The 24313-nt window shown below is 70.0% G+C and carries 18 protein-coding genes and 2 pseudogenes; 10 read left to right on the top strand and 10 right to left on the bottom strand.

Going from position 1 to position 24313, the window contains the following annotated elements; genetic code table 11:
• The first annotated feature begins 1 nt into the window (after position 1).
• The 3 genes from ACWCRB_RS02685 to fabG all read left to right on the top strand — a co-directional run bounded on the left by ACWCRB_RS02685 (position 2) and on the right by fabG (position 3845).
• Positions 2–1456 carry a class-II fumarase/aspartase family protein gene (locus ACWCRB_RS02685; RefSeq protein ID WP_450994265.1) on the top strand — a complete coding sequence of 485 codons (1455 nt, stop codon included), beginning with the start codon at positions 2–4 and terminating at the stop codon, positions 1454–1456.
• On the top strand, positions 1444–3057 hold the full coding sequence (locus tag ACWCRB_RS02680; protein WP_450994264.1) for an MFS transporter: 1614 nt from the start codon (positions 1444–1446) through the stop codon (positions 3055–3057). The genes ACWCRB_RS02685 and ACWCRB_RS02680 overlap by 13 nt, the downstream gene beginning before the upstream one ends.
• Before the next feature lie 65 nt (positions 3058–3122).
• Positions 3123–3845, top strand: coding sequence for a 3-oxoacyl-ACP reductase FabG (fabG, locus tag ACWCRB_RS02675; RefSeq protein WP_450994335.1), 723 nt, complete (start codon positions 3123–3125; stop codon positions 3843–3845).
• A gap of 69 nt (positions 3846–3914) precedes the next feature.
• Here the strand turns inward: fabG and ACWCRB_RS02670 are convergent, their stop codons facing one another.
• Positions 3915–4283 (bottom strand): helix-turn-helix domain-containing protein, encoded by a 369-nt coding sequence (locus ACWCRB_RS02670; RefSeq protein WP_450994263.1) that lies wholly within the window; start codon positions 4281–4283, stop codon positions 3915–3917.
• 163 nt (positions 4284–4446) lie between these two features.
• Here ACWCRB_RS02670 and ACWCRB_RS02665 point away from each other — a divergent pair, with 163 nt between their 5' ends.
• Positions 4447–5922, top strand: coding sequence for an AAA family ATPase (locus ACWCRB_RS02665; RefSeq protein ID WP_450994262.1), 1476 nt, complete (start codon positions 4447–4449; stop codon positions 5920–5922).
• Positions 5923–5963: 41 nt separating this feature from the next.
• On the opposite strand, the gene ACWCRB_RS02660 is transcribed toward ACWCRB_RS02665, so the two are convergent.
• The gene (locus tag ACWCRB_RS02660) at positions 5964–6377 is read right to left on the bottom strand and encodes a hypothetical protein (protein WP_450994261.1); all 414 of its coding nucleotides are present in this window, start codon (positions 6375–6377) and stop codon (positions 5964–5966) included.
• Positions 6378–6387: 10 nt separating this feature from the next.
• On the bottom strand, positions 6388–7173 hold the full coding sequence (locus tag ACWCRB_RS02655; protein ID WP_450994260.1) for a hypothetical protein: 786 nt from the start codon (positions 7171–7173) through the stop codon (positions 6388–6390).
• 362 nt (positions 7174–7535) lie between these two features.
• Between ACWCRB_RS02655 and ACWCRB_RS02650 the strand changes: the two genes are divergently transcribed.
• From ACWCRB_RS02650 to ACWCRB_RS02635, 4 genes and pseudogenes are all read left to right on the top strand, one after another.
• Complete coding sequence (locus ACWCRB_RS02650) at positions 7536–8579, top strand: Rieske 2Fe-2S domain-containing protein (protein WP_450994259.1); 1044 nt, start codon at positions 7536–7538, stop codon at positions 8577–8579.
• A 32-nt stretch (positions 8580–8611) separates the two neighbouring features.
• The gene (locus tag ACWCRB_RS02645; RefSeq protein ID WP_450994258.1) at positions 8612–9073 is read left to right on the top strand and encodes a prevent-host-death family protein; all 462 of its coding nucleotides are present in this window, start codon (positions 8612–8614) and stop codon (positions 9071–9073) included.
• A gap of 243 nt (positions 9074–9316) precedes the next feature.
• Positions 9317–9463, top strand: a pseudogene (locus ACWCRB_RS02640) (aromatic-ring hydroxylase C-terminal domain-containing protein); the annotation flags it as partial.
• 86 nt (positions 9464–9549) lie between these two features.
• Positions 9550–11700: an MMPL family transporter gene (locus ACWCRB_RS02635; protein ID WP_450994257.1), complete on the top strand. Its 2151-nt coding sequence runs from the start codon at positions 9550–9552 to the stop codon at positions 11698–11700.
• Between the two features lie 397 nt (positions 11701–12097).
• Here ACWCRB_RS02635 and ACWCRB_RS02630 read toward each other — a convergent pair whose 3' ends face one another.
• The 6 genes and pseudogenes from ACWCRB_RS02630 to ACWCRB_RS02605 form a co-directional block, all read right to left on the bottom strand.
• Entirely contained in the window at positions 12098–13549 is a 1452-nt protein-coding gene (locus tag ACWCRB_RS02630; RefSeq protein ID WP_450994256.1) for a HAMP domain-containing sensor histidine kinase, read from the bottom strand.
• On the bottom strand, positions 13546–14229 hold the full coding sequence (locus ACWCRB_RS02625; protein ID WP_450994255.1) for a response regulator transcription factor: 684 nt from the start codon (positions 14227–14229) through the stop codon (positions 13546–13548). Before ACWCRB_RS02625 ends, ACWCRB_RS02630 begins: the two co-directional genes overlap by 4 nt.
• A 49-nt stretch (positions 14230–14278) precedes the next feature.
• Positions 14279–14664: pseudogene (locus ACWCRB_RS02620) on the bottom strand (DUF6879 family protein); the annotation flags it as partial.
• A gap of 75 nt (positions 14665–14739) precedes the next feature.
• Positions 14740–17703 (bottom strand): hypothetical protein, encoded by a 2964-nt coding sequence (locus ACWCRB_RS02615; RefSeq protein WP_450994254.1) that lies wholly within the window; start codon positions 17701–17703, stop codon positions 14740–14742.
• Between the two features lie 23 nt (positions 17704–17726).
• The gene (locus ACWCRB_RS02610; RefSeq protein WP_450994253.1) at positions 17727–19097 is read right to left on the bottom strand and encodes a hypothetical protein; all 1371 of its coding nucleotides are present in this window, start codon (positions 19095–19097) and stop codon (positions 17727–17729) included.
• A complete protein-coding gene (locus ACWCRB_RS02605) occupies positions 19097–20491 on the bottom strand; it encodes a hypothetical protein (protein ID WP_450994252.1) in 1395 nt (464 codons plus the stop codon). Before ACWCRB_RS02605 ends, ACWCRB_RS02610 begins: the two co-directional genes overlap by 1 nt.
• Positions 20492–20637: 146 nt before the next feature.
• Here ACWCRB_RS02605 and ACWCRB_RS02600 point away from each other — a divergent pair, with 146 nt between their 5' ends.
• Positions 20638–21078 carry a hypothetical protein gene (locus tag ACWCRB_RS02600; protein WP_450994251.1) on the top strand — a complete coding sequence of 147 codons (441 nt, stop codon included), beginning with the start codon at positions 20638–20640 and terminating at the stop codon, positions 21076–21078.
• A gap of 1 nt (position 21079) precedes the next feature.
• Positions 21080–21586: a hypothetical protein gene (locus ACWCRB_RS02595; protein ID WP_450994250.1), complete on the top strand. Its 507-nt coding sequence runs from the start codon at positions 21080–21082 to the stop codon at positions 21584–21586.
• Positions 21587–21615: 29 nt separating this feature from the next.
• Here the strand turns inward: ACWCRB_RS02595 and ACWCRB_RS02590 are convergent, their stop codons facing one another.
• Positions 21616–24198, bottom strand: a complete 2583-nt coding sequence (locus ACWCRB_RS02590) for a hypothetical protein (RefSeq protein ID WP_450994249.1) — start codon at positions 24196–24198, stop codon at positions 21616–21618.
• Positions 24199–24313: the final 115 nt, after the last annotated feature.

The raw sequence follows: 24313 nt of genomic DNA, 5'->3' as shown, positions 1-24313 counted from the left end.
GATGAGCATGAGCGGGAGGAAGGTGTCCGCGTCCTCCGTCGGCACCGACGCGGGGCTGCTCGCCCCCACCTGGGCGGGTACGCCGGCGGCGGCCGAGGTGACCGACGAGGCGTGGCTCCAGGCCATGCTGGACGTGGAAGTGGCCTTGGCCCAGGCCCAGTTCGCGGTGGGCCTGACACCGGCGGCCGCTCTGGCGGCCATCGTCTCGGAGGCCCGGGCGGACCGCCTCGACCTGGTCGCCCTGGCGCACGCGGCCCGGGCCGCCGCCAATCCGGTCGTGGCCCTTGTCCCCGCCCTCACCGAAGCGGTGGCCGCCAAGGATCCGGCCGCCGCCGAGTACGTCCACCGGGGTTCGACCAGCCAGGACATCCTCGACTCGGCGGCGATGCTGATCGCCCGCCGCGTCCTGACCCTGATCTCCACCGACCTGGAACGCACAGCGGCCGCCCTGGCCGCACTCGCCGACACCCACCGCCACACCGTGCTGGCCGGCCGCACCCTGGCCCAGCACGCGGTACCCACCACCCTCGGTCTGAAGGCGGCGACCTGGCTCCAACTGGTCATGGACGCCCGTACGCGAGTAGTGGCGGTGGCGGCCACGCTTCCAGCCCAACTCGGCGGTGCAGCAGGCACGTTGGCGGCGTACCGCGAGTACGCGGCCCTCGACGGCGGGGAGGCAAGAGCGTCCGAGGGTGCGGGCGGAGTCGAGCTGCTGACCCCCTTCGCGAAGGCCCTCGGCCTGGCCGAACCGACGCTCCCCTGGCACACCGTACGCACGCCGATCGCCGAACTGGGTGCGGTACTTCAGCTGGTCACCGGAGCGCTCGGCAAGTTCGCGCTGGACGTGCAGACAATGTCCCGTACGGAGATCGGCGAGGTCTCCGAACCGGCGGCGGCAGGACGCGGAGCCTCGTCGGCGATGCCGCAGAAACGCAATCCGGCCCTCGCGACGCTCATCGTGTCGGCGGCTCGCCAAGTCCCGGCGTACGCAGTGGTGTTGGCGCAGTGCCTGCTGGCCGAGGACGAACGCCCGGCCGGGGCGTGGCACGCCGAATGGCAGCCACTGCGGGAGGCACTGCGCCTCTCGGGCGGCGCGGCGTACACGGCGGTGGAGCTGGCGGAGGGCCTGATCGTCCACCCGGACCGCATGCTGGCCAACCTCCGCCTGACGGGCGGAGCCGTCGTGACCGAGCGCTTGGCGGTGGCACTGGCCCCGGTACTCGGCAAGGCGAAGGCGAAGAAGCTCCTCGCGACGACATCGGCGGAGGCGGCGGAAACGGGCCGCCCGCTGACCGAACTCCTCACTACGCACGAGGAGTTGTCTGGGAACCTCACCCCAGCCCACCTCTCGGACCTGCTCGACCCGACCCGCTACACGGGCGCGGCGGACGCCCTGATCGACCGAGCGCTACGCGCATACGAGGGCAACGGAGGCGTCGTCCGATGGGCAAAGTGAGAGTGAGCGGTACGGGCAGTACAGGCAGTACGGGCGGTGCGAGCCGTACGGGGAAGCCCCGGTCGTCCTGGCCGGTCCTCCTGGTCGTGGTCTGCGCGCAGATGCTGATCTGGCTGGACACCTCGGTCCTCAACGTCGCCGTCACCACCCTGGCCGACCCGGCCGACGGACTGGGCGCGTCCCCGGCCGAGTTGGAGTGGGTGGCGAGCGCGTACACCCTCGTCTTCGCGGGCGCCCTGTTCGCGGGCGGCGCGCTGGCCGACCGTTTCGGCCCCCGGACCACGCTCCTGGCAGGCTTGGCGCTGTTCGGCGCGGCCTCGGGAGCAGGCGCGTTCGTCTCCTCCCCCGGCTGGCTGATCGTGGCGCGGGCCGTGATGGGCGCGGGCAGCGCACTGCTCATGCCGGCGACGCTGTCGGTGATCGTGCAGAGCACCCCGGAGGAGAAACGCACGCGGGCGATCGCGATCTGGAGTTCGTCCAGCGGCCTGGGCGTGGCCGTGGGCCCGGTGGTCGGCGGGGCGCTGCTCAGCAACTTCTGGTGGGGCTCGGTGTTCCTCGTGAACGTGCCGATCGTGGCGCTGTGCATGGCCGGAGTGGCGGCCGTCGTACCGGAGTTGAAGAGTCCGAGACGCCGACAGTTGGATCTCCCCGGCCTGGCCCTGTCGGTCGTGGGCCTCGGCGGAGTCGTCTACGGGATCATCGAGTTGGGCAACGGCCGGACCTGGTACGGCCCCCACGTCCTCCTCCCCCTCCTCCTGGGCGGCGCGTTGCTGGCCGCGTTCGTGGCCGGTCAGCGCAAGTCACCGGCCCCCAGTCTGGACGTACGGCTGTTCCGGCAGCCCGGGTTCGCGGCGGGCAGCGTCGTGCTGCTGATCGCGTTCATGGCCCTGGCCGGGCACCTCTTCTACGCGGCCTTCTACCTCCAGGGCCCGCGCGGCCTCTCCCCCGCCGACGCCGGGACGGTGATGATCGCCGCCGCGATCGGCATAGTCCTGGGCAGCCAGGCGTCCCCGGCGATGAGCCGCCTGCTCACAGCCCGTTGGACGGTGGCGGCGGGGGTCCTGGCCACGGCGGTCACGTACATCGCGTACGCCTGGCTGGACGGCGGAACCCCGATCTGGTTCATCGCCACGCTGCTGTGGATCCAGGGCTTCGGCATGGGCCTGGTCGGCACGCCGGTCACGGCCGTGATGATGAGCGGGGTGCCGCCGCAGCTGGCGGGCGCGGGGTCGGCGGTCAACAGCGTCACGCGTCAGGTGGGCGGGACGCTGGGGGTGGCGATGGCGGGTTCGATCCTGTCGGGGGTGTACCGGGCGAGGATGTCGGACACCTCCGAACTACCTGCCGAGATAAGGGAGTTGCCCGCCCCCGCCGCGGAGCAGGCCCGCACGTCCGCGGAGGCGGCCCGCTCCCTGGCCGACTCCCTCCACCTGCCCGAACTGGCGACGACGGCCGACCGGGCCTTCCTCGACGCGATGTACGCGGCCACTCTCTCCATCGCCGCCCTGGCCCTGATCGGCTTCGCGGTGTCGGTGGTGGGCCTGCGGACGCGGCCACCGAAACCGCGAACCGCCGTCCCGTCGAAGGTGGACTCCGCGTAGCGGACGCACCCCAGGAGAAGGAGGAACAGAGGGTGGAGGAGAGGAACTTGGAGAGCGAGGCCATGATGGCGCAGGCGACGCCCCGTTCGGTTTTCGTCACCGGCGGGAACAGGGGGATCGGGCTGGCGATAGCCCGCCGTTTCGCGATGGCGGGCGACCGGGTCGCGGTGACGTACCGGGACGGGAAGCCGCCGGCGTCGGAGGGATTCCTGTCCGTACGCTGCGATGTGACGGACAGTCAGCAAGTGGATCAGGCCTTCAAGGAGGCCGAGGCGGCACACGGCCCGGTGACGGTCCTGATCGCCAACGCGGGCACCTCGAACGACCGTCTGCTGGTCCGGATGACGGAGGACGACTTCGCCTCGGTCATCGACACCAACCTCACCGGCGCCTTCCGGGTCACCCAGCGCGCGGTACGCGGAATGCTCCGCGAGGGCCACGGCCGTATCGTCCTGATCTCCTCGACGGCAGCCCTGCACGGCTCAGCCGGCCAGACCAACTACGCGGCGGCGAAAGCGGGGTTGATCGGCTTCGCCCGCTCCCTGACCCGCGAACTGGGCCCAAGGGACATCACGTGCAACGTCGTCTCCCCCGGCCTCACGGAAACAGACATGAGCGCCGCCCTCACCCCCGACCAGCGCCGCGACCTCCTCCGCCAGACCCCGGCGGGCCGCCTCGGCCACCCGGACGAGATCGCGGACGCGGTGACGTTCGTGGCGGGGGCGGGGGCCGGGTATGTGCGGGGGGCCGTGATTCCGGTGGACGGGGGTGCGGGGTTGGGGCATTGAGGGGGTACGAGGTCGCAATCGGGCGTGGGCGTCGCCCGGCGGAAGGTCAAGGTCAAGGGCAACTCCGGCTCAGGCCACCGAGGACTGTCCGCCGGATGACGCGTTGTCCGACCGACCGCTGTCATGCGCGGTGAAGACGAAGGCCGAGCGGTCACCGTCCAGGTCGATGGTCAGCGACGCGTCCATGGCCTTCGCCAGGCGGGTGAGCAACGGCAAGGTGGGCACGGAGTCTCCGCCCTCAATATTGGAGATCTGCGGCTGGGTCATACCTGCCCGCCGCGCCAGCTCGGCCTGCGACAGACCGAGCGCCGTACGGCGGTCATGGACGGCCTGGGCAAGAGCAAACGCGTACCCGGCCTCCACGTACGCGGAAGACTCCTCCACCTGCTCCCCCAGGAGCTTCCGCGTCCCGCGGGTCTTCCACTCGGAGTGGTTCACAGCTCCTCCTTGCTGCGGTCGTAGGTGTGCTCGGCGGGACCGTGCTCACCTTCACCTGCCTTCTGTGCCGCCCGAACCAGACCCCGGCCGCGCGGCACACGCCACATCTGCAGAATATGAAGTACACTTAATGAAAATGTACTCCTAGTTTCTGGGGCCGCAGGTGAAGAAGCCCGCCGAGATGTTCGACCGGGAATTCGAGTGGTCGGCACTGAGCCGGTTCATCGCCGACCCGCAGCCCGGCGCGACCCTTGGCGTGGTCTCCGGACGTCGCCGCCAAGGCAAGACCTTCCTGTTGGAGGCCGCCTGCCGGGCCACCGGAGGGTTCTACTTCGGCGCCACCGAGGCCGCCGACGCCGAGTCGCTGCGCCGGATCAGTACCGCGTTGACCGCCCACGTACGCCCGGCCAGCCCCTTCCATTTCGCCAACTGGTCGGAGGCCGTCGACGAGTTGCTCGCACTCGGCTCCGAGCGGCCCGTCCCCGTGGTGATCGACGAGTTTCCCTACCTCGCCAAGGGCAACCCCGAACTGCCATCGATCATCCAGGAGGCGCTGCGTCCCCTGCGCGACCAGCGCACCGCCTCCCGAACTCGGCTCCTGCTGTGCGGCTCGGCCCTGTCCTTCATGGGCCGGCTGTTGTCGGGCAACGCGCCCCTGCGCGGACGCGCGGGCCTGGAACTGATCGTCCGCCCACTCGACCATCGCCTCGCCGCGGAATTCTGGGGTATCACCGATCCCCACCTGGCGATGAAGGTGAACGCGATCGTCGGCGGCACCCCGGCCTACCGGCGCGAGTTCGCCCGCGGCGACTCTCCCGAGGGACCGGACGATTTCGACGACTGGGTCGTCCGCACCGTCCTCAACCCCGAATCCCCTCTCTTCCGCGAGGCCCGCTACCTGCTGGCCGAGGAACCCGACCTCCGCGACACCGCCCTGTACCTGTCCGTCCTGGCCGCCGTCGCCGACGGCAACGCCACCCGCGGTGGTATGGCGGGCTACCTGGAGCGCAAGGCCACCGACCTCGCGCACCCCATCAACGTCCTGGAGGACGCCGGACTGCTGCACCGGGACGCCGACGCCTTCCGCGAAAACCGTCCCACCTACCGCATCGCCGAACCGCTGATCGCCTTCCACCATGCGATCATGCGCCCGGTCTGGGACCAGCTCGAACGCCCCGGCAGTGCGGCTCGGGTCTGGCAGGCCAGCCGCCGACGCTTCGTCAGCAACGTTCTCGGCCCCCATTTCGAGCAGGTCTGCCGCGAATGGGCCCTGCACCACGCGGACCCTGAGCGTCTGGGCGGTCTGCCCGCCCGGGTCGGCCACGGCATCGTGCACGACCCGAAAACCCGTACCAGCCACGAGGTCGACGTGGCGGTCATCGGCATTGCCGACGGCCACGCCAAGCCACCGCTCCTGGCCATCGGCGAGGCCAAATGGAACGACATCATGGGCATCGCCCACATCGACCGCCTCCGACACATCCGAGACCTCATCACCCAGGCAGGCCGCTACGACACGAGCGGCACCCGGCTCATCTGCTTCAGCGGAGCGGAATTCAACGGCAAGGCGCACGCGTCATCGGATGCGAATCCGGATGTCCAGTTGATCGACCTGGGGACCCTGTACAGCCGCGCCTGACACAGGCCCGCCCTAATTTCCGAGCGACCTTGGGCACCATATTACGAGGCATCGTTGAGGGAACGCCTAATCAACTCAACGTCCTCAAGGTCCACCTCTCTACCCAAGGCAATCTTCCATTCCACCGTTCTCGCAAGAGACAGAAACCTGAATCCGTCGACAATCTCTCCTTCCTCGATCAACGAGTCGACAGAATAGCCGAACCATCCATCTAGCACCTCGACATCCCCATCGAAAAGCACGACTCGCTGAGCCGGCCCCAGAGGGGATGTGGAAACCCGGCCCAACTCCAGAGAAATCTTCCAGGCCGCACCCCTAGCCACGATGTCGATGTCACCGATATTCCTATTGATTCCATGGGCCAACATAGGTGCACTGCCAGCGATCACATAGTCTTCAACAGGTAGGCGCAGGGCGATTACTTCTTGAAAGAATCGGTGATCGCGCAGCGTCATGATGCTCCTCCTATAGGGGCGGCATCCCCAGTGCCATCCTGGTTATTCCGGACGCAACGAGAGCTACTGCGACGCTGGTGAGCGTTCCTACCAGATAGTAGTCGCCCACCAGCTTCTCCGCTTGTTGAATCTCCGGAAAACGAGCGAGCGATTTTGCAGTCACCACCAATGCAGCAGGCGCCGGATTCCCGGAAACCAAGAACACAAAGAGAATAAACCTCTCGATCCATCCGACATGAGGACCCGCCTTGATGAAGTCTCCGACACCCTCCTCAAATTCCTTCGACTTGATCTTCTCAAGGATCTTCTCGACAAGCGGCCGGACGACCCGACCGATCACCTGCTGACATCCGAAGACAGCAATCAGCATTCCGGAGAAAACTATGATGACCTGATCATTATCAAGGATATTTCGCCGAACAAATCGAAGTCCCGCATCGAATCCCAAATAGATCGGCAGTAGGATTGAAAGAGTTCCGACGATCGCCGCACCATATTCCATCCTCGACAGCCTGAGGGTACTGATCGAATTCGGGCGAATCTTCTTCCATGCGGGCAGAAGACTCGGAAGCTTCCAGGTTTCAGGTTTCTTCAGGAGCGCGAGACAGGCAGAAGCCAGCGTAAGGGAAAATAAAACTGCTACCTCCTTCAGGCCGACTCCCGAGGGCGCCACAGCAAGAGCCCCATAAAATAGGGTGAATACGATCACATACCACGGCCGCCGTGAATGCCAGTCAAACGCCGTTGGCACTGTAAAGGCGGCAACGAGTCCAATCGATGTGCGGGCCAACTCCACGATCATTTCCCCCGATCCGGCCGTAGGCGTTCAAACCGAGCGCCCACGCTTCTCGCGCCAATCCCATGACTTGGCAGGCTATCCGCCCTCCGTGACGATGAGCTCCACACGGCGCCAACTGTGCGGCGAGAGACACGGCCACCGCGAGCGCACCCACAGACCGCCACCTGACGATCCGACCGAGCAGGCAACCGCACAGCTAACCGGAACCACGGGGCGAGCCACTCTCAATCCCAGGCATCAGCGCCCACAACCGGCCGCCGACAACTCGGCCGACTGGCGGTAACGGCCCATACCCGGGTTCGCTCATCTCTCGTAGACGCCCCGCCCACAAGACGCCCGTGCCCCCCTAGCATCGGCGCATGCGTTTATGGCGGAGTCATGACATGGTCGCGGCCCTCCCCCGTGATCCCCGGGCCGACGAGTATCCGATGCCGATCGTTCCGTACGGGTGGTACGCCGTGCTTCGCAGTGGCAAGCTGCGTCCCGGCAAGGTCGTCAGCCTGCACTACTTCGGGCGGGCGCTCATCGCCTTCCGAGGGGCCGACGGGCGGGCGACCGTGCGGGACGCGCACTGTCCGCACTACGGCGCGCATCTGGGCGCCGGCGGGAAGGTCGTGGACGGGACGGTGGTGTGTCCGTTCCACGGGTGGCGGTTCGGCGCGGACGGCAAGTGCGTGGAGGCGCCGTTCGCCGCCCGCACCCCCAAGGTGTCCCTCGGTGGCTTCCCGGTCCGCGAACACAGTGGGCTCGTCTTCGTGTACGCCGGGCCGGGCGAGCCTTCGTGGGAGGTGCCGGAGATCCCCGAGACGAGGTCCAGGGACTTCGCGGCGCCGATCGACGACGTCTGCCGGGCGCGCATCCACGTCCAGGAGATGCGCGAGAACATCGTCGACGAGTCCCACTTCCACTTCATCCACGGCCAGAGCGAGCCTCCCGTACAGGAGTGGCAGGAGGACGGCCCGTACGCCGAGGCCCGCGGCCGGATCTCCCGGCGCGTCCTCGCCTGGGACATCGACAACACCTTCGACGCGTTCATGTACGGCCCGGGCGTGATGGTGGTCCGCGTCCACGGCCCCGTCCTGTCGGTGACCGCGGTCGCCCTGACGACCCCGATCGACGACAGCACGAGCGAACTCCGCATGCTGTACTACCTCCGCAAACCGGCCCGCGTCCCCTTCCTCACACCCGCACTCAAGCTCGTCTTCCGCGCGGAGGCCCTGGGCGAGGTACGCGAGGAGCTCCGGATCTGGGACCACAAGATCCACCAGGCCCGTCCTGTGCTGCTTCCGCACGAGAAGGGGATCAGGGCGCTGCGGCGGTGGTATGGGCAGTTCTACCCTTCCGAGGTGACGATGGCGCCGTCGCACCAGCCGACTCTGTCGGCCGGACAACCCTGCCCGTGACTTCGGAACACATTCCGAATGACGCTACCCCTATGTCCACTCTGACCGTTTCGTTCTCGGACCTCTCGAAGAACTCCAAGCGGGTCGCCGGAACCGTCGAACGCGCCCAGCGTGTCCACGTGACGCGCCGCGACGGCGAGGATCTGTACCTCACCACCGAGCGCCATGACCGTCAGCGCGAGGAGACCGCCGACGTCACCGCCCGGCTGTTCGCAGCTCTGATCAGCAGCGACGAGGGCGCCCGCGCGATTCTGCTCGCCCTGCCCGAGGTCTTTCCGTGGACCCGGCACCAGTCGACCGAGGAAGTGCGCGAGTTCGTCGTCGACCTCGTGAACGCAACCCACGACGCCGCGGAACTGGATGTACACACGAACCTGCACCGAGTCATGGTCGAATGGCGTGCCACCGCCAGAATCCTCGCGGACCCCGACCTGACGGCACAGCTGACCACCCCGCTCCCGGACGAGGACCACGGCGACGTACCCGCTTCGTGAGCGGCCTCTGTTCCAGCCACAGAAGGGCACCCCCAGCCAGTGGTCGGGGGTGCCCTTTGCCTGCTCTGCGGACCTCGACGACGCCCACCGGTACGTCGCCGACATCGCTCGCCGGCATGGACGTCCGGTACGACCTGGGCGACGCCCGCCGGCTCGTCGGCACCCTGTGCCCGGACATGAAGTTGACGCTGGAGCGGCCCGACCCGGACGTCGTCACCGCGGTGACCCGGTCGGGTCAACACCGTCACCGCCCGCACGGACCGGGTGGACGTCGACGCGTTGCTCATCCGGCCCGACGGCTCTGTCGCCTGGGCCTTGCCCACCGGGCAGTACCTCGACGCCACCACGCTGGTGCGTGCGCTGGGCACATGGTTCGGCCAACCGGCCTGAGCACCGCATTAACAGTCGTCCAAGGTTCGCTCGGTACGAAGTAGGCATCCAGGTAAGCGATGCAACTCGTATGTAGGAGGCTAGTGATGGCAGTCGACGCAGCGCCGTCCGGGGAAGCGCCGGCCGGTCGGTTGGCAGGCCGGTGGGTGCCGTGGTTAGTGATTGGCCTGTGGCTGGTGCTGGCGGCGGGCATGGTGCCGCTGAGCGGAAAGCTGAGCTCGGTCACCACCGACAGCGCCGTGGACACCCTGCCGGCCAGTGCCGAGTCCACCAAGGTGGCGGTGCTGGACGACAGTCTCCCCGGCGGTGACAACAACACGTTCGTCTTCGTGTACCACCGCGCCGGCGGCATGACCGGCGCCGACCGAGCGACGGTCGAGCGCCACTACAACACCCTTGCCGAGCGGTACCCGCCGAAGGCGACGGCGGCGGCCGGCGAGGACGACGAGGACTCACCGACGAGCCCCTCCACCGACCGCAAGGCGATGATGTTCACCCTCGAGGTGAGCACGACCTACGGCGCACCGGAGGACATCGTCGGCCCGTTGCGTGACGCCGCGAAGGACCGCCCCGCCGGCCTGGAACTCGACGTGACCGGCCCGGCCGCGATCGACGGCGACATGGACGCCGTCTTCGACGGCATCGACGTGCAGGTCCTCCTCACCACCATCGTCGTCGTCACGCTCCTGCTCATCCTCACCTACCGCAGCCCGGTGTTGTGGATCATCCCGCTGGTGGCCGTCGGCGCGGCCGCACTGACCTCGATGGCGACCGTCTACCTGCTCGTCAAGGGCTTCGGCATCGTGGTCAACGACCAGAACTCGGCGCTGCTGACGATCCTGGTGTTCGGCGTCGGCACGGACTACGCGCTGTTGCTCATCGCTCGATATCGGGAGGCACTGCACCACCATGAGAACGTCCGGGTCGCGATGGTCCACGCGCTGCGCGGCGCGGCGCCGGCCATCGTCGCGTCCGCGGCCACCGTGGTCGCCGGGCTGCTCTGCCTGCTCGTCGCGGACCTGAACAGCACCAGCGGGTTGGGCCCGATCGGTGCGGCCGGCATCCTGTGCGCGCTGGTGGCCATGCTGACGTTGTTCCCGGCGGTGCTCGTGGTGCTCGGCAGGCGGATCTTCTGGCCGGCCATCCCGCGGTTCAGCACGGCCGTGGAGGAGAAGCCGGGGCTGTGGGGGCGGCTCGGCACCGCCATCAGCCGCCGCCGGTGGGTGGCGACGCTCGGCTCGCTCGGAGTCCTCGGCGTGCTCGCCCTCGGGCTGGCGGGCAACACCGGCGCCCTGCGGGAGCAGGACCAGTTCCTGTCCGCGCCGGAGTCGGTCACCGGCTTCACCGTTCTCCGCCAGCACTTCCCGGAGCTCGGCGGCCAGCCGATGACGATCTTCACGCGGCCGGCGCACCAGGAGCGGGTGCTCGACATCGTCAAGGACACTCGCGGTGTGGCCCTGGCCGTCCCGGAGCAGACCAGCGGTGGCTGGGCCAACATCTCCGTGTTCCCGAAGGACGCGCCGGACACCGTCGCGGAGTACGACACGATTCTGCGGGTGCGCACCGCCGTGCACGCGGTGAGCGGGGCGGAGGCGATCGTCGGCGGGCCGAGTGCGGAGAACCTCGACACCGAGGTGACCACCGAGCGCGACGAGAAGCTGGTGATCCCGCTGGTGCTCGTCGTCGTCCTGATCGTCCTCGGGCTGCTGCTGCGCGCGATCCTGGCCCCGCTGGTCCTGATGGCCACCGTGATCGTCTCGTTCGCCGCGGCCTTCGGCGGCAGCGTGTTCGTCTTCGACACGATCCTCGGGTTCAAGGGTGTCGACTATTCGGTGCCGCTGCTGGCATTCCTGTTCCTGGTGGCGCTCGGCGTCGACTACAACATCTTCCTGGCCAGCCGGGCCCGGGAGGAGACCGTGCGTCTCGGCACCAGAGAGGGCATGCTCAAAGCCCTCTCGGCCACCGGTGGCGTCATCACCTCGGCAGGCCTGGTCCTGGCGGCCACGTTCGCGGTCCTCGCCACACTTCCGCTGGTGATGCTGATCGAGGTCGGGTTCCTGGTCGCCTTCGGCGTGCTGCTCGACGCCCTGCTGGTGCGGTCGGTCCTGGTGCCCGCCCTCACCTTGCTGATCGGCCGCCGGATCTGGTGGCCGAGCCGGCTGTCCCGTCCAGCGGCGGAGCTGCCGGACCGTCAACAGTCGCTCGCCGACGACGAGGAGCCCGCGCTGCAACGGTGAGCGCGGCGGCACGGACGAGATCCGGGACGGGGCCCCAGGCCCGTCCCGGATTTTTTCATGTGCCCGACGGTCGCCGCCCTTTGGTCCTGCGCCACGCGCCGGGGCTGGGGTCGGCGCATCGCGGTGTCCTGCCCGGTGGTGGGCCGCGCGGGCCATTGTCCGACGGCCGCCGCCCTTGGTCCTGCGCCGTGCGGCCGGGGCTGGGGTCGGTGCATCGCGGTGTCCTGCCCGGTGGTGGGCCGCGCGGGCCATTGCCCGACGGTCGCCGCCCTTGGTCCTGCGCCGTGCGGCCGGGGCTGGGGTCGGCGCATCGCGGTGTCCTGCCCCGAGGGTGAGCCGCGCGGGGCCATGCCCGAGGGCCGCCGTCCCTTGTCCTGCGCCGCGCCGCCGGGGCGGGTCAGCGCACCGCGGTGTCCTCCCCGGCGGTGAGCCGCGCGATCGGGGCGGGCGGGGCCGCGGCCGGAAGGTCGACCCGAAGCAGCGCGCCACCGCGTGCGGAGCGGGCGACGGTGGCCCGGCCGCCGTGGGCGTCGACGACCCGCTGCACGATCGACAGCCCCAGACCGGATCCCGGCAACGCCCGGGCGCTGTCGGCACGGTAGAACCGGTCGAACACCCGCGGTACGTCGGCGGCGTCGATGCCCGGCCCGGCGTCGTCGACCTCGAGCACCGCCGACGCGCCCTCGGCACGGAGCCGGACCTGGACCGGCTGGTCCGCGGGGGACCACTTGCCGGCGTTGTCGATGAGGTTGAGCACCGCCCGCTCGAGCGCAGCGGGACGCCCGCTCACCCACACAGAGGTCACGTCGAGCGCGACCTCGATGTCGGGCACGCGGGAACCCGCCCGGGTCGCGGCGGCCCCCACCACGTCGGCGAGGTCGAGCACCTCGGTGCTCTCGTCGCTGACGTCACCGCGCGCCAGGTCGGTCAGCTCGGCGACAAGGGTGCTCAACTCGGCCACCTGGGCGCCGAGATCGTTGAGCAGCCGGGTCCGGCTCTCCGCCGGCAGTGCGCTGTCCAGGGTGCCGCGCCGATCGAGCCGGATCAGCAGCTCGGCGTTGAGGCGCAGGCTGGTGAGCGGGGTCTTGAGCTCGTGGGCGGCGTCCTCGGCGAGCAGCCGCTGGGCCCGCCGGGAGTCCCGGAGCGCGGCGAGCATGTCGTTGATCGACTGGATCAGCCGCCGGATCTCCCCACCGCCCTCATCCGGAATGTCGGCGTCGAGATCCCGGGTGTGCGCGACACGTACCGCGGCGGCGGTCAGCCGGTCGATCGGTGCCAGCCCGGTCCGCGCCACGGTCCGCCCGACAAGGGCGCCGCCGACCACGCAGAGCAGCCCGATCAGCAGCATGCCGAACCCGAACCGGTTGATCGGGCTGTCGTCGACGACGCGGGCCACCTGGACGGCGCCGTCGCCCGCCCGCAGCGTGTAGATGACGTAGCCGTCGTCGTCGCTGTCGTTCGACTCCATCAGGTCGGCCGACGCGCCCTGCGCCACGCGCCCGGCGTCCTCGCTGACCGGGGGCAGCGCGGGTTGGCCGCCCGGCGTCCGGATCGAGCCGTCGGGCAGGATGACCCGCACCAGCCGACCGGATCCGGGATACGGCGGTAGCTGGACCTGCGCCAGACCGGCGCGCTCCGCGTTCGTCGCCAGGACGCGGGAGTCGGCGCGCAGCTGATTCTCGGCGGTGTCCTTCAGCTCCCAGTCCAGTAGCTCGCTGGCCACCTGGAAGGCCACGAACACGCTGACCGCGATGGCCGTCGCCGCGATCACCGTCAGCCTGGCCCGCAGGGACCGCCGGCGCCACCATCGGGTCAGCCGGCGCGGTTCCCGGCCGGCGGGCCTGCTCACGGAGGAGTCTCCCGCAACGTGTATCCCAGGCCGCGCAGCGTGTAGATCAATCGCGGCTCACCCTCGGCCTCCATCTTGCGGCGCAGGTAACTCACGTACACCTGGAGGTTGTTGGCGGTGGAGCTCATGCCGAAGCCCCAGATCGCCTCGAACAGCGCGTCGCGGGTCAAGACCCGGGTCGCGTTGCTCACGAGGACCTGCAGGAGGGAGAACTCGGTCCGGGTCAGGCGCAGCGGCCGCGCGCCCCGCCACGCCTCGAACCTGTCGGGATCGAGCCGGACGTCGGCGAACGACAGGATCTGCGACTCCTCGTCGGTCGGCGTGCGCCGGCGCAGCAGGGCCCGCACCCGGGCCAGCAACTCCTCGGTGGCGAACGGCTTGGGCAGGTAGTCGTCGGCGCCCGCGTCCAGCCCCGCGACCCGGTCGGAGACCTGGTCACGGGCGGTCAGCATCAGCACCGGCAGATCCCGGCCCGCGGCCCGTAACCGCCGGCAGGTCTCCAGCCCGCCGAGGCGGGGCATCATCACGTCGAGGAGCAGCAGATCCGGCGCGTCGCCACCGACCCCGTCGAGCACGGCGAAACCGTTGGCGACGGTGCTGGTGTCGTAACCCTCGACCTGGAGCACCCGCTCCAGCGACTCACGGATGGCCGCCTCGTCATCCGCGATCATGATCCGCACGCCGGCCCGCCCCCTTCCAGTCGATGTTTTTGCCGCTCATTGTCCCCGATCAACCTGAGGCCAGGATTAGAGCGTCGCTGGGGACCGCGCTCTTACGGATACCCCGCCCTGGCTGCTCGCAGTTCACGTACTCCGCGAACAGTACGGAGTGGGCCAGAGCGATTCGTTGCCACTCCAAGTAAGGGCCGGTGTCCCCCGCGAACAGCTCCCGGTTGATCTGTGTCCCGTCCGCCCCGCCCGGAAGTTGAGGTGCACGATCCGCGACTCGTCGAACATCCACCAGTCGGTGCCGGTGAGCGGAAGGCCGTAGTCATCCTGGCTGACGTCCAGGACGCGGATGTCCTCCCCGGCGGCGATGTTGCCGGGGATTCCCCAGGCGAACCGGTAGCGCTGGTAGTCCGTCAGCGGTTGGCATGCGACCCGCACTCGTCCGATCGCCGCCACCCGTCACCGTCCAAGAGCACGTGCGGCCTCCCTGAATCGCCGGTGTTCAGTCTGGACGTTCAGCGGTCACGCGACGATGCACGTCATCGCCGCCCACAGCAGCGGCGAGTGTTCGATGCTGCCCTCCGCCCGCCATTGGTCCAGCTGTTCGCGTTGCCAGGTGGCCAAACTGCTTACCGGGTCCGGGTGTTCGTGGGCCCTGTCTATCGCTGTGATCGCTGACGACAGGGGGCGTACGGGCTCCGGGACGTTGGCCAGGTGGTGGTACGCGAAGCTTGTGGGGAGGGTCCAGCGGGTTGCCGTCACCAGGTCGGCGCCGTTGTGGAGCATGGCCGTCGCCAGGCCGAACGGTTCCGTGAAGCGGAGGTCGGCGGCGCTCTCGCAGCCGATCAAGGCTACCCGGGGTGGGGCGGGCCAGAGCCGGGAGCCCGGTTCGCCGTCTGGGCGGAGCGGCAACGTGCCCAGTAGGAGGTCCTTGGCCGACAGTGGGCGGTGGGTGCGGATCGGGTCGGTCAGGCCTGTGGTGTGCGGGTCGCAGCAGAGGTGGAGCGTGCCGTCCTCGCTCTGGCCGCCGGCTGTCGGCGCGCCGCTCACGTGGCCTACGTAGAGGAGTCTGCGGGCGCCCTTGCGGAGTACGTCGCTCAGCCAGTCCCTGTCCAGGTCCGTGCGGCGGAACACCTCCGCCGGGGTGGCGACGGACGGTACGGCCCTACCCGCGTCCAGGTGGTTCTGGACCAGGGTCAGCAGCTCCGGGTCCGAGCCTGCTGGGCCCAGGACCGAGCCCAGCGGGGAGTCCGCGCGGAATCCGGGGATTCTGGGGTCGAGGACCAGGACGACCGTGTCCGAGGGGGACTCGGTCTTGTCCCCGTCTTGTTCGGCTTTGGGGTTCGGTTGTCTTCTCAGGGAGGTTGGTGCCGTCGTCACCACGTCCGCCAGGTCCAGGAGGCGGGTGTCCGTCTTCTCGTCCACCGCCAGTAGTTCCCACGGGACCTGGGCCACCCTGGGGGACGGCTGGATCCGGATCAGGGGGCGGCCCGCTCGCGCCGACACCTGGCGTATCTGTGCCGTCAGGCCCTCCGGCCACAGCGCTTCCGCCAGCAGCCTGGCCAGGTCGTGCTCTGTGGCTTGGTTCGTCAGCGGGCTCGTCTCGAACGCCCGGCGCATCCCCGCCCCTCCCTCGCCCGACCTCGGCAGCGCCGCCGCCAACTCCCCTACCACCCGGTCGACTTCGTCGGCGGGGGCCCAGCCCGTGCCGAATCCCTTCGCGCCGCCCGCCCACGTCCAGGTCATGAACAGGTCGCCGGCGTCGGCCAGTCGGACCTGGACCACCGGGCGGCTCGTCAGGTCGTCGGTGATCCAGAAGGGGACCTCTTCGTCGTTCACGATCCGGCGGTGATAGCGGAACTCGGCCGACTCGATGTACTCCTGGAGTGCGACCCGGCCCGGGCCCTGGGCCGCCATCCGTACCTTCGGGGGCGGTGCTACGCGCAGGCCTGCCGAGGCGGCTGCCTCCGCCGCCACTCCCCCGAGTTCCCCCGGTCCCCCCAGCGTCGTCGGGGCGTCGGCCCGCTCGTACGCCCTCTCCGCCTTCATCGCCGCGTTCGGGAAGAGTGACGTGCTCGCCTCGGCCGTCATCGGCGGGCGCGGGGCGGGGTCCAGGGACAGGGGTGCGCCCGCGCTGCGGTGTTCCACCAGTTCGAAGAGCAGGCCCTGGTCCTGGCGGCGTACGGCCAGGCGGAACGCCAACTCCATGCCCTCGTCCGCCAGTTGGAGCCATTGGGCGCGTGCGTGGGCGGTGGCGAAGTCGTAGCGGGCCGCCTGGAGGGTGAGGGCGGCGGGGAGGGCCAGGGAGAGGGCGTTGTCGATCGAACGTCTCTCGTGGGTGCCGTGGTCCGTCCGGTTCAGGTTGTCCTCGAGCGTGGTCGCCAGCATGAGGTCGACCTGTGCGCAACGCTCGTACACCTCCCGCTCCTGGTAGACGTCACGGGCCGTCTGCGCCAGGCGCTTCATCTCCTCGATGTCGCCACGGGCGTACGCGTGTTGGGCGCCCAGCAGCATCGTGTCCGCGGCTGCGAGTGAGGCGCCGAGTTGTTCGAAACGGGCCAGGCTCGCCGTCGTCAGGTCGCCCGCGCTCGTCATGTCGCCGCGTCTGCCCGCCAGGTAGGCGCGGGCCTGTTCGCAGGTCGCCAGGTCGCCGTGCAGTCGCTGCTGCTCGAAGTACGCGGACGCCTCCGCGAACAGCCTTTCCGCCAGGGCGTGTTCGCCACGGTCCATCGCGATCCATGCCCGGTACGCGAGCATCGACCGCTGCTCGCCGATGTCCCCCAGGGCCCGGTAGCGCTCCTCCGCTCGGGCCAGGTGGTCCTCGGCCTCGTCGAAGCGGCCGGTCGAGGAGCAGATCATGGCCAGGGCGGTCAACAGGCGTGGGACCGACTCCAGTTCCGCCGCCTCAGTTGTCTCCAAGGTGGACAGCAGTGCCGTCGCGTGGTCCTCCGCCGGGCCCCACTCGCCCCGGTCCATCAACAAGAGCACCCGGTTCAGGGCCAGTTCGGACGCTCGCAGTCCCTCGGGGTCGTCGAACTCGGGCAGTCTGGCCGCCGCTTCGTCGAGGCACGCCAGCGCCTCGTCCAGGCGGCCGGTTCTGCGCATCAGGTCGCAGCCGGCGATCAGCGTCCTCAGCAGCATCTCCAGCCAGAGTTGACGGCCGCGCGGGCCCATCGGCGCCGACGCGATGCCGTCCAGCAGGGTGCGGGCGCGCTCCACGGCGTCCTCGGCTCCGGCCAGGTCCGTGGCGGTGAGCCGGACGCTCGCGAGGTTGGAGAGCAGGTGGGCTCGCAGGAAACGTACGTCGGGCGAGTCCTCGATGGACTCCGCGAACGTGAGCAACTCGTCGTAGACGGCGCACGCGGCCGACAGGTCGCCCGCCAGCTGGTGCTCCTCGGCCAGGGCGAAGCCGCTGTCGAGCGGCTCCCCGTACAGCTGCATCACACCCGCTGTGGTGTCCTGCTGCTCGCTCTCCTCATTCGCCATACGTCAGTAGTCCTCAGTAGTCCTCAGTAGTCCTCGTCGGTGGCTGCTGCTGCGGTCTCGGCGAGGAACGGTGCCGAGGGTGTGTCGTGCGGCGAACCGTCGTGGGCCGTGGGTGCTGTCGCTGCGGTCAGTCGTCGCCGGACGAGGGCTCGTACGGCTTCACGGGCTTCGCGGTCGCCCGGCGTGCCAGTGGCCGGGTCGAAGCCCGGCAGCAGGACGCCGACCTCGATGCTCGGTGCCGATATCCCGGCCAGCAGGTCCGGGGCCAGCTCGCGGCGGCCCGTCCACAGGTCGTCCCGTCTGGTGAGGGGCACGCGGTGCGGGTCACCGCCGTTGACGTGGACCTCCGCGACCAGCGGCGCGCCGGTGGTCGGCGCCGTGCTGTGGGCGACGGCCTCGACCTCGATCCGTCGCCGTGCGCCCAGTGCGCGGGCGGTCCAGGTCACGGCGTTCTCGGCGGCGTCGACGAAGCCGGGCGGGTAGCGGCGCCAGTCGTTCGTCCCCTGGCCCCGGGCGATCAACCGGCCGCCGGTGCCCAGTGGTTCGCCCGCCGCCAGGGCGTAGCCGTCGGGGCGGGCGAACAGTGCGCCGAGGTCGGCCTGCGGACCGGTCGGGCCTCGCCCGTCCAGGGCTGACCGGAGGTCGCGCAGGGCGGGACCGTCCAGTCCGGCGGTGTCCGCCGCGCCGTCGATCAGCCGAAGCAGGCTCTCCAAGTGGCTTTCCACATCCGCCTGTTGAGGTGCGCCTCGCCACCACTGGAGGAGGGGGTAGATGGCCGCCTCGTGCTCCGCGATCAACTCCGCCGCACAGTCGTCCGGCTGATCGTCGCCGAAATCGCCCTCGCCGTCGAACAGTTGCTGGCAGTGGTGGGTGAGCGCCGCCAACTCCAGCCCCAGCAGGTCCGGTTCGAGCGCGGGTATCTCGTCCGGGTACGACGCCGGCCACCACCGGGCCGCCCAGTGGCCCAGGGCGAGCCGGGCGGCGCTGCCCGCGAGGGCGGTCGGGTGCGCTGTCACCCGTACACCGGTCGACTCCCCCGTCGTATCCCCCGTCGTACGGTCGTGGACGGCGGCGGCGACCCCCTCGCCGTAGAGCGCCCACAGCCACTGCTGGGCCCGCCCCGGATCGTGGATCTCCGCCGACGGCAGCAACCCAGGAGTACCGAGGACCGGCCAGGTCAGGACCGCGCCCGCCACATCGAGGACCGCCCGGGTGAAGTCCGGCTCCACGGCGGTCACTTCACCGTCAAGCGCGGTCACTTCACCGTCAACCGCGGTCACTTCACCGTCAACGGCGGTCACTTCGTCGTCCACGGCGATCCGGACCGTCCCGTCCTCGCCCCGCGAGACCCGCACATCAACGCCCGCCCCCGCCCCCGCGCCCGCCCCCGCCATCACGCGCTCCTCGCCCCGGCCGCCGACGCATGGCTGCCCGTCGACAGGACGCGCAGCGCCGAGCGGACGCGAGCCCGGTGGTCCATCATCACCGAGCGGGCGACCCCGTCGAGCACCGACCAGGCCGACGCGAGGTCCGGCAGGGGTGCGTCGCGGACGTCGCGGCCGTGCAGCCGTACCCACAGGCGCCGCATGTAGGCGGCCCACGGAGTACGGAGGTCCTGGGCGAGGGCGTCCAGGACGCCGCCGTCCGGGTCGGGGCGCGGCGAGACGGTCATCCGGCGGGCGCGCAGCACCGATGCCTCCCGTTGCCAGCGGCTGTTGACGGCCCGGTGGGCCGCCGTCCGGCCGGGCGAGCCCCCGGTGCCCAGCGGGTCGAGGCCCGCCGCGAGCCGGCCGCCGAGGACGACGGCGACGCGCAGGCTCTCGTCGTACAGGCCGAGCGGTGCGCAGCTGCGGCCGGTCTCCCGTGCGACGAGTTCCGGCACCGTCGGCAGCTCCTCGCGGTGGGCCGACGACTGGAGGACGACGAACAGGCGTTCGAAGAGCGTGCGATCCAGCGGGGCGGGCAGGGTCGCCGTCGAGGCGCCCCGGCCGACCTCCGGCCGTGGCGGTGTCCGCAGCCCGGTCAGCCCGAGGTGGGTCGGCAGGTCGTCGCGGCCCCACACTCCGCTCTTGTACGTCCACAGGGTCCTGCCGAACAGGCCGCCGTGGCCCGCCTCGATCATGGCGGTGTACGAGGGTGAGGTGTACGACGGTGAGGTGCGCGTCGCGCCCGGCGCACCGCATGTGTCCAGGGCCTCGGCGGCCCGTGCGGTGACCGCCGCGATCGGGACCGCGTCGGCGGTGGCCGGGGGGCGGCGCTCCCACGCGGCGGCCAGCTCGCCGTCGAGCCGGAACCGCCGTGCGGCGTCGGCCAGATGGTCCTTGAGCGCATCCACCGTACGTCCGCCGGGTGTGTCCGCCACCTCCTCGACGACAGACCTCGCTGTCGCGTCCCCATCGAGCGAAGGCGCCCCCTGCTCGGTGGCCAGCTCGAAGCACCGCTGGAAATACAGGTCCTGGGGGTTGCCCGCGACGATGCCCAGCGCTCGCCGCGCCTTCTTCAGCAGCGTGAACCACTGTGCCGTCGCCGCGAGCCGGGCACCCGACTCCCGTATCAGCCCGTCGAGGTGCGCGGCCTGCGCCGGTTCGAGGAAGTCCGCCGCGAGTTCGGGACGCAGCGCCGGTCTGACAATCAGCGGCAGCAGGATCAGCTTGACCGTCCGGGTCAGCGGTGCCCCGCCGGGGCCGCTCAGCGGTTCAAGGCCAGGTCCGAGGCCGCGCCAGGCATGGTCGATGACCAGGGCGCGCGGTCGGCGCTCACCGGTCGGCTGCTGGCTGGAGGACGGCATGCGAGGAGCGTACGCCGACGGAAATCGGGCGGCCGAACCTGGGATCGGTAGGCGTCGCGGGCCGCCTAGCGTCCAGATCGTCAAGCAGACGACAGGCCTCGGCCGAGATCGTCATCGCCGGAAAACCGTTGGAAGGAAAGAACACCATGGGAATCTTCGGGCGCCGCAAGAGCCGCGAGGAGAAGGCCGCCGAGATCGCGGGCAAGGTGGCGAGCGGCAAGGGTTTCTACGGCCGGAGCACACGCGCCTTCCTCGGCAAGGAGGACTTCGCCAGGGTGCAGCAGTCGATCGGCGCCTACAACTCGGGCCTCGATGCTCAGCAGTTGCTTGCCGCGGGCGTGCCGACCATACCGGCCACCGTCGTGTCGATAGGCGACACCGGCAAGCTGGTCAACTTCGACCCGGTCGTCGACCTGGTCCTCCAACTGCCCGGCGCCGCCGACCGGATCGCCCTCCAGACCATCGTCTCCAAGCTCCGGATCCCCCGTACCGGCGACCAGGTGCTCCTGATCGCCGACCCCGCCCGGCCCGGTGCCTACCTCTACGCCGGCGATGGGGTGGCGACGGACAACAGGCCGGAAGCCTGAGATGACGGACCGCGCGGGCGGCACGGACGGGGCAGATGGAGCCGACGGAGCAGACGGTCCCGGGCCGACCCGGGTCGACCGGATCGGCCCGCTCGGCGCCCTGCTCCTCTACTTCTCCTCCGCGATGATGGGCCTGTGCGGACCGGTCATGCTGGCCTGCACCTTCCTCGCCGATGCCGGCATCCTCCTCGGAGGCATCCTCTGCACCGTGCTCTGCACGCCCCTCGGCCTCGCCTTCTTGGCCTACACCAGCACCGAGCGGGAGAACAACCGGCTGCTCGACGCCTTCGGGGTGAGGGCGACAGCGGAGATCACCGACCTCACCCCGTGGGAGGACGCCGACGACGCCGGTGTCGTGGCCGCCCTGCGGATCAGCGGACCGGGATTCCCGACGTTCGAGACGACCTGGAAGCACTCCCTGCACTCCGGCCTGCGAGTGGGCGTGCGACTCACCGCCGTCGTCGACCCGGCCCGGAATCTGTTCCGCATAGACGGAATCATTTCCTGATGGACGGGGTCATTTCCTGATGGACGGGATCAGTTCCTGACCGTCAGATACAGCCACCCGCCCCAAGTGCTCACGTTCGTCGTGTCCTTGGCGCTGCGCACGTACTCCGCCCGCACCCGGAACCTCTGGTTGACCGCGTTGGTCAGGCTCAGGTGCGTGACGCCCACGCTGCCCGGGGCCATGGAGAAGCAGGGCGAGGTGGTGAGCGTGTGCCAGGCGCCGCCGTAGTACTCCTGGGCCTGGAACTTGGCGCACTGGCCGGTCTTGTCCGGGGTCACCGTGGCGACCACCTGCGGCTTCACCGTGTGGTGGTAGACGCGGTACGCCGTGCCGTTGTACGTCACGTTCCCGTAGTAGCCGCCGAGCGTCGTCGCGACCCGCACCTGGTCGTTCACCGCCCGCGCCGCCGACTTCGGGGCGTAGCGGTAGTCGCCCGCGAAGGACGCCGTGAACGTCGTGTTGTGGGTCAGCCTGTACGTCGCCGTCAGATTGCCCTTGCTGTCCACGGCCCCCGTCTTGACCAGCGTCTTCGTGCCGCCCGCCGGTGTCGCCCAGATCGACACCGTACGGCTGTTGTACGTCGCCCCCAGATGCGCCGTGACCGTGCCCGTCGCGCCGTACGTATAAGTGGACACGTTCGTCGCCACGGAGACCGTCGTCGCGACCCGCGACACCTGGACGATCGCCGAAGCGGTCGCCGCCTGGTGCGAGGCGTCCCCCGGGTAGCTGACCGTGTAGGTGTTGGCGCCGCCGATGCTCGGCGTGTCCTTGACCGTCACCGCACCGCCCGCACCCACAACGCTCGTCCACCGCACCGGAGTTGTGGTGTGTCCTGCGTCCGTGCGCGTCACGGTCACCGTCTCGCCGCTCGCGTAGGGAGCGTCGGTCAGCGTGCCGGTGAAGCTCAGCGCGGCGCCCCGAGTCGCCGTCGCGGGTGCCTTGAGGGTCAGGGCCGGGGCGTACGGGGAGACCTGGACGGTCGCGTCCGAGGAGGTCGGCTCGTGCGTCGCGTCGCCCGCGTAGGAGAGGTGATAGGTGAACCTGCCCGCGGCGCCCGGAGCGTCCGTGACCTTGAACTCCGTTGTCGTCGGGGCGACCTGGACCGACGGGAGCTGGACCGTCTCCTGCGTGTCCTCGTTCGTCCGGGAGACCTGGACCGTCGTGCCCTGCGGGAGGCTGCCCAGGTTCAGGGAGGTCGTCAGCGAGCCCGTGAAAGCCACCGAGTCCGGCGTCACCGACGTCATGTCCGGGAACGGGATCGTCGTCGACAGTTTCGCCACGTGCACCGTCAGCGAGGCCGTCGACGGGCGGTGCGTCGCGTCGCCCGGGTACGTCACCTCGTACGTGTAAGCACCCGCATCCGGGCGGGTGTCCGTGACGGCGAACGAGCCGTTCTTGTCCAACGTGGCTGCGACGCCCGGGAGTTCCTCGCCGTCGCGGGTCACCTTCAGACTCTCGCCCGTCGGTGTCCAGCCCTTCGTGCTCAGGGTTCCCGTGACGGTGAACTGCTGCGTCGGCACCGCGTACTGCGGGTGGTTCAGGGCGAGTTCGGTGTCGGCGAGCTTCGAGTCGCCGAGCACGTTGAGGGTGTAGGCCCCCGCCGAGTCCTTCGTGACCGCGTACAGCGTCGTACCGTCGCCGCCCCACTCCAGGCCGTCCGGGGCCAGGGTGCCGGAGGGGAACGTGACGTGGTTCTCGGCGAGTTGGGAACCGGCGTACAGATACAGACCCGCCGCCGAGCCCGCCGTGGAGCCGACGGCGATCGTCCCGTCGGTGTCGACGGCCAGGGAGTTCGGGGCGGAGTCGAGGCCGCCGGTGTAGTAGACGGAGGGGGTGGCGGAGGCGAGGTCGGCGGTGCGGTAGGCCTGGAGGGCCGGCGACTGTGGGGCCGCGAGCAGCAACTGCGTGCCGTCACCGGTCACTTGGAGCCCGGTCGCCGTACCCCCGTAGATCCCCAGGTCGGCCTTGGTCGTCGCCGTACCGGAGGAGACGTCGAAGGTGGCCACGTGACTGAGGTTGCCCATCGGCTCCTCGGCCGCGAGGACACCGCCACCGGAGGCGAGCAGCGGGGCCACCGACCAACTGGCCATGGCGGGCTGGGGAGTTGCCGCCGGGTCGGCTGCTGCCGGATCCACCGAACCGATGGCGCCCTTGCCGCCCGCCGCTGCGTCCGTGTAGCCGTACCAGACCTTGCCGCCCGCCACCGCGACCGAGACCGGGGCACTGTCCGTCCCGGTCGGGACGCGGGTCGTCTCGCTCAGCGTCGCCGTGTCGATCGCGGACAGGGCGTCGCCGTCCGCCAGGGCCGCGTACAGCGTGCTGCCGTCGGGCGACAGGGCCAGGCCCGTGGCGCCCTGTTCACCGGCGATGGTGGTGACCGGGGTGCCGGAGAGGTCGGTCACCACGATGTCCGTCGAGCCCGCGCCCTGGCTGAAGAAGATGTGCTGGTGAGCGGTGTCGACCAGCATGTGCGCGTACGTGGACAGCGGCAGCGCGGCCGTGCTGTCGGCCCAGGCGGCGGAGCCGGTGAGTCCGACACCGGCGGTGGTCAGCGCCGCGACGATCGATATCGACGTCGCGAGCGAGAGCGAGGCCTGTCTGGGGCGGCGCATGGTGCTCCTGGAACGGAGGAAAAGGAAGAGCGGAAAGGGTGAACAAGCAGGTCGGACGATAACTCTCCCTGCTGGCCCAGTTGTAGTGAGTCAGGCCCCTCAGCCGTCATGAATC

It is taken from the genome of Streptomyces sp. NPDC002156 (genome assembly GCF_053593675.1).
The sequence above is the reverse complement of the archived record's forward strand: the minus strand, read 5'-3'. Positions and strand labels throughout refer to the sequence as shown.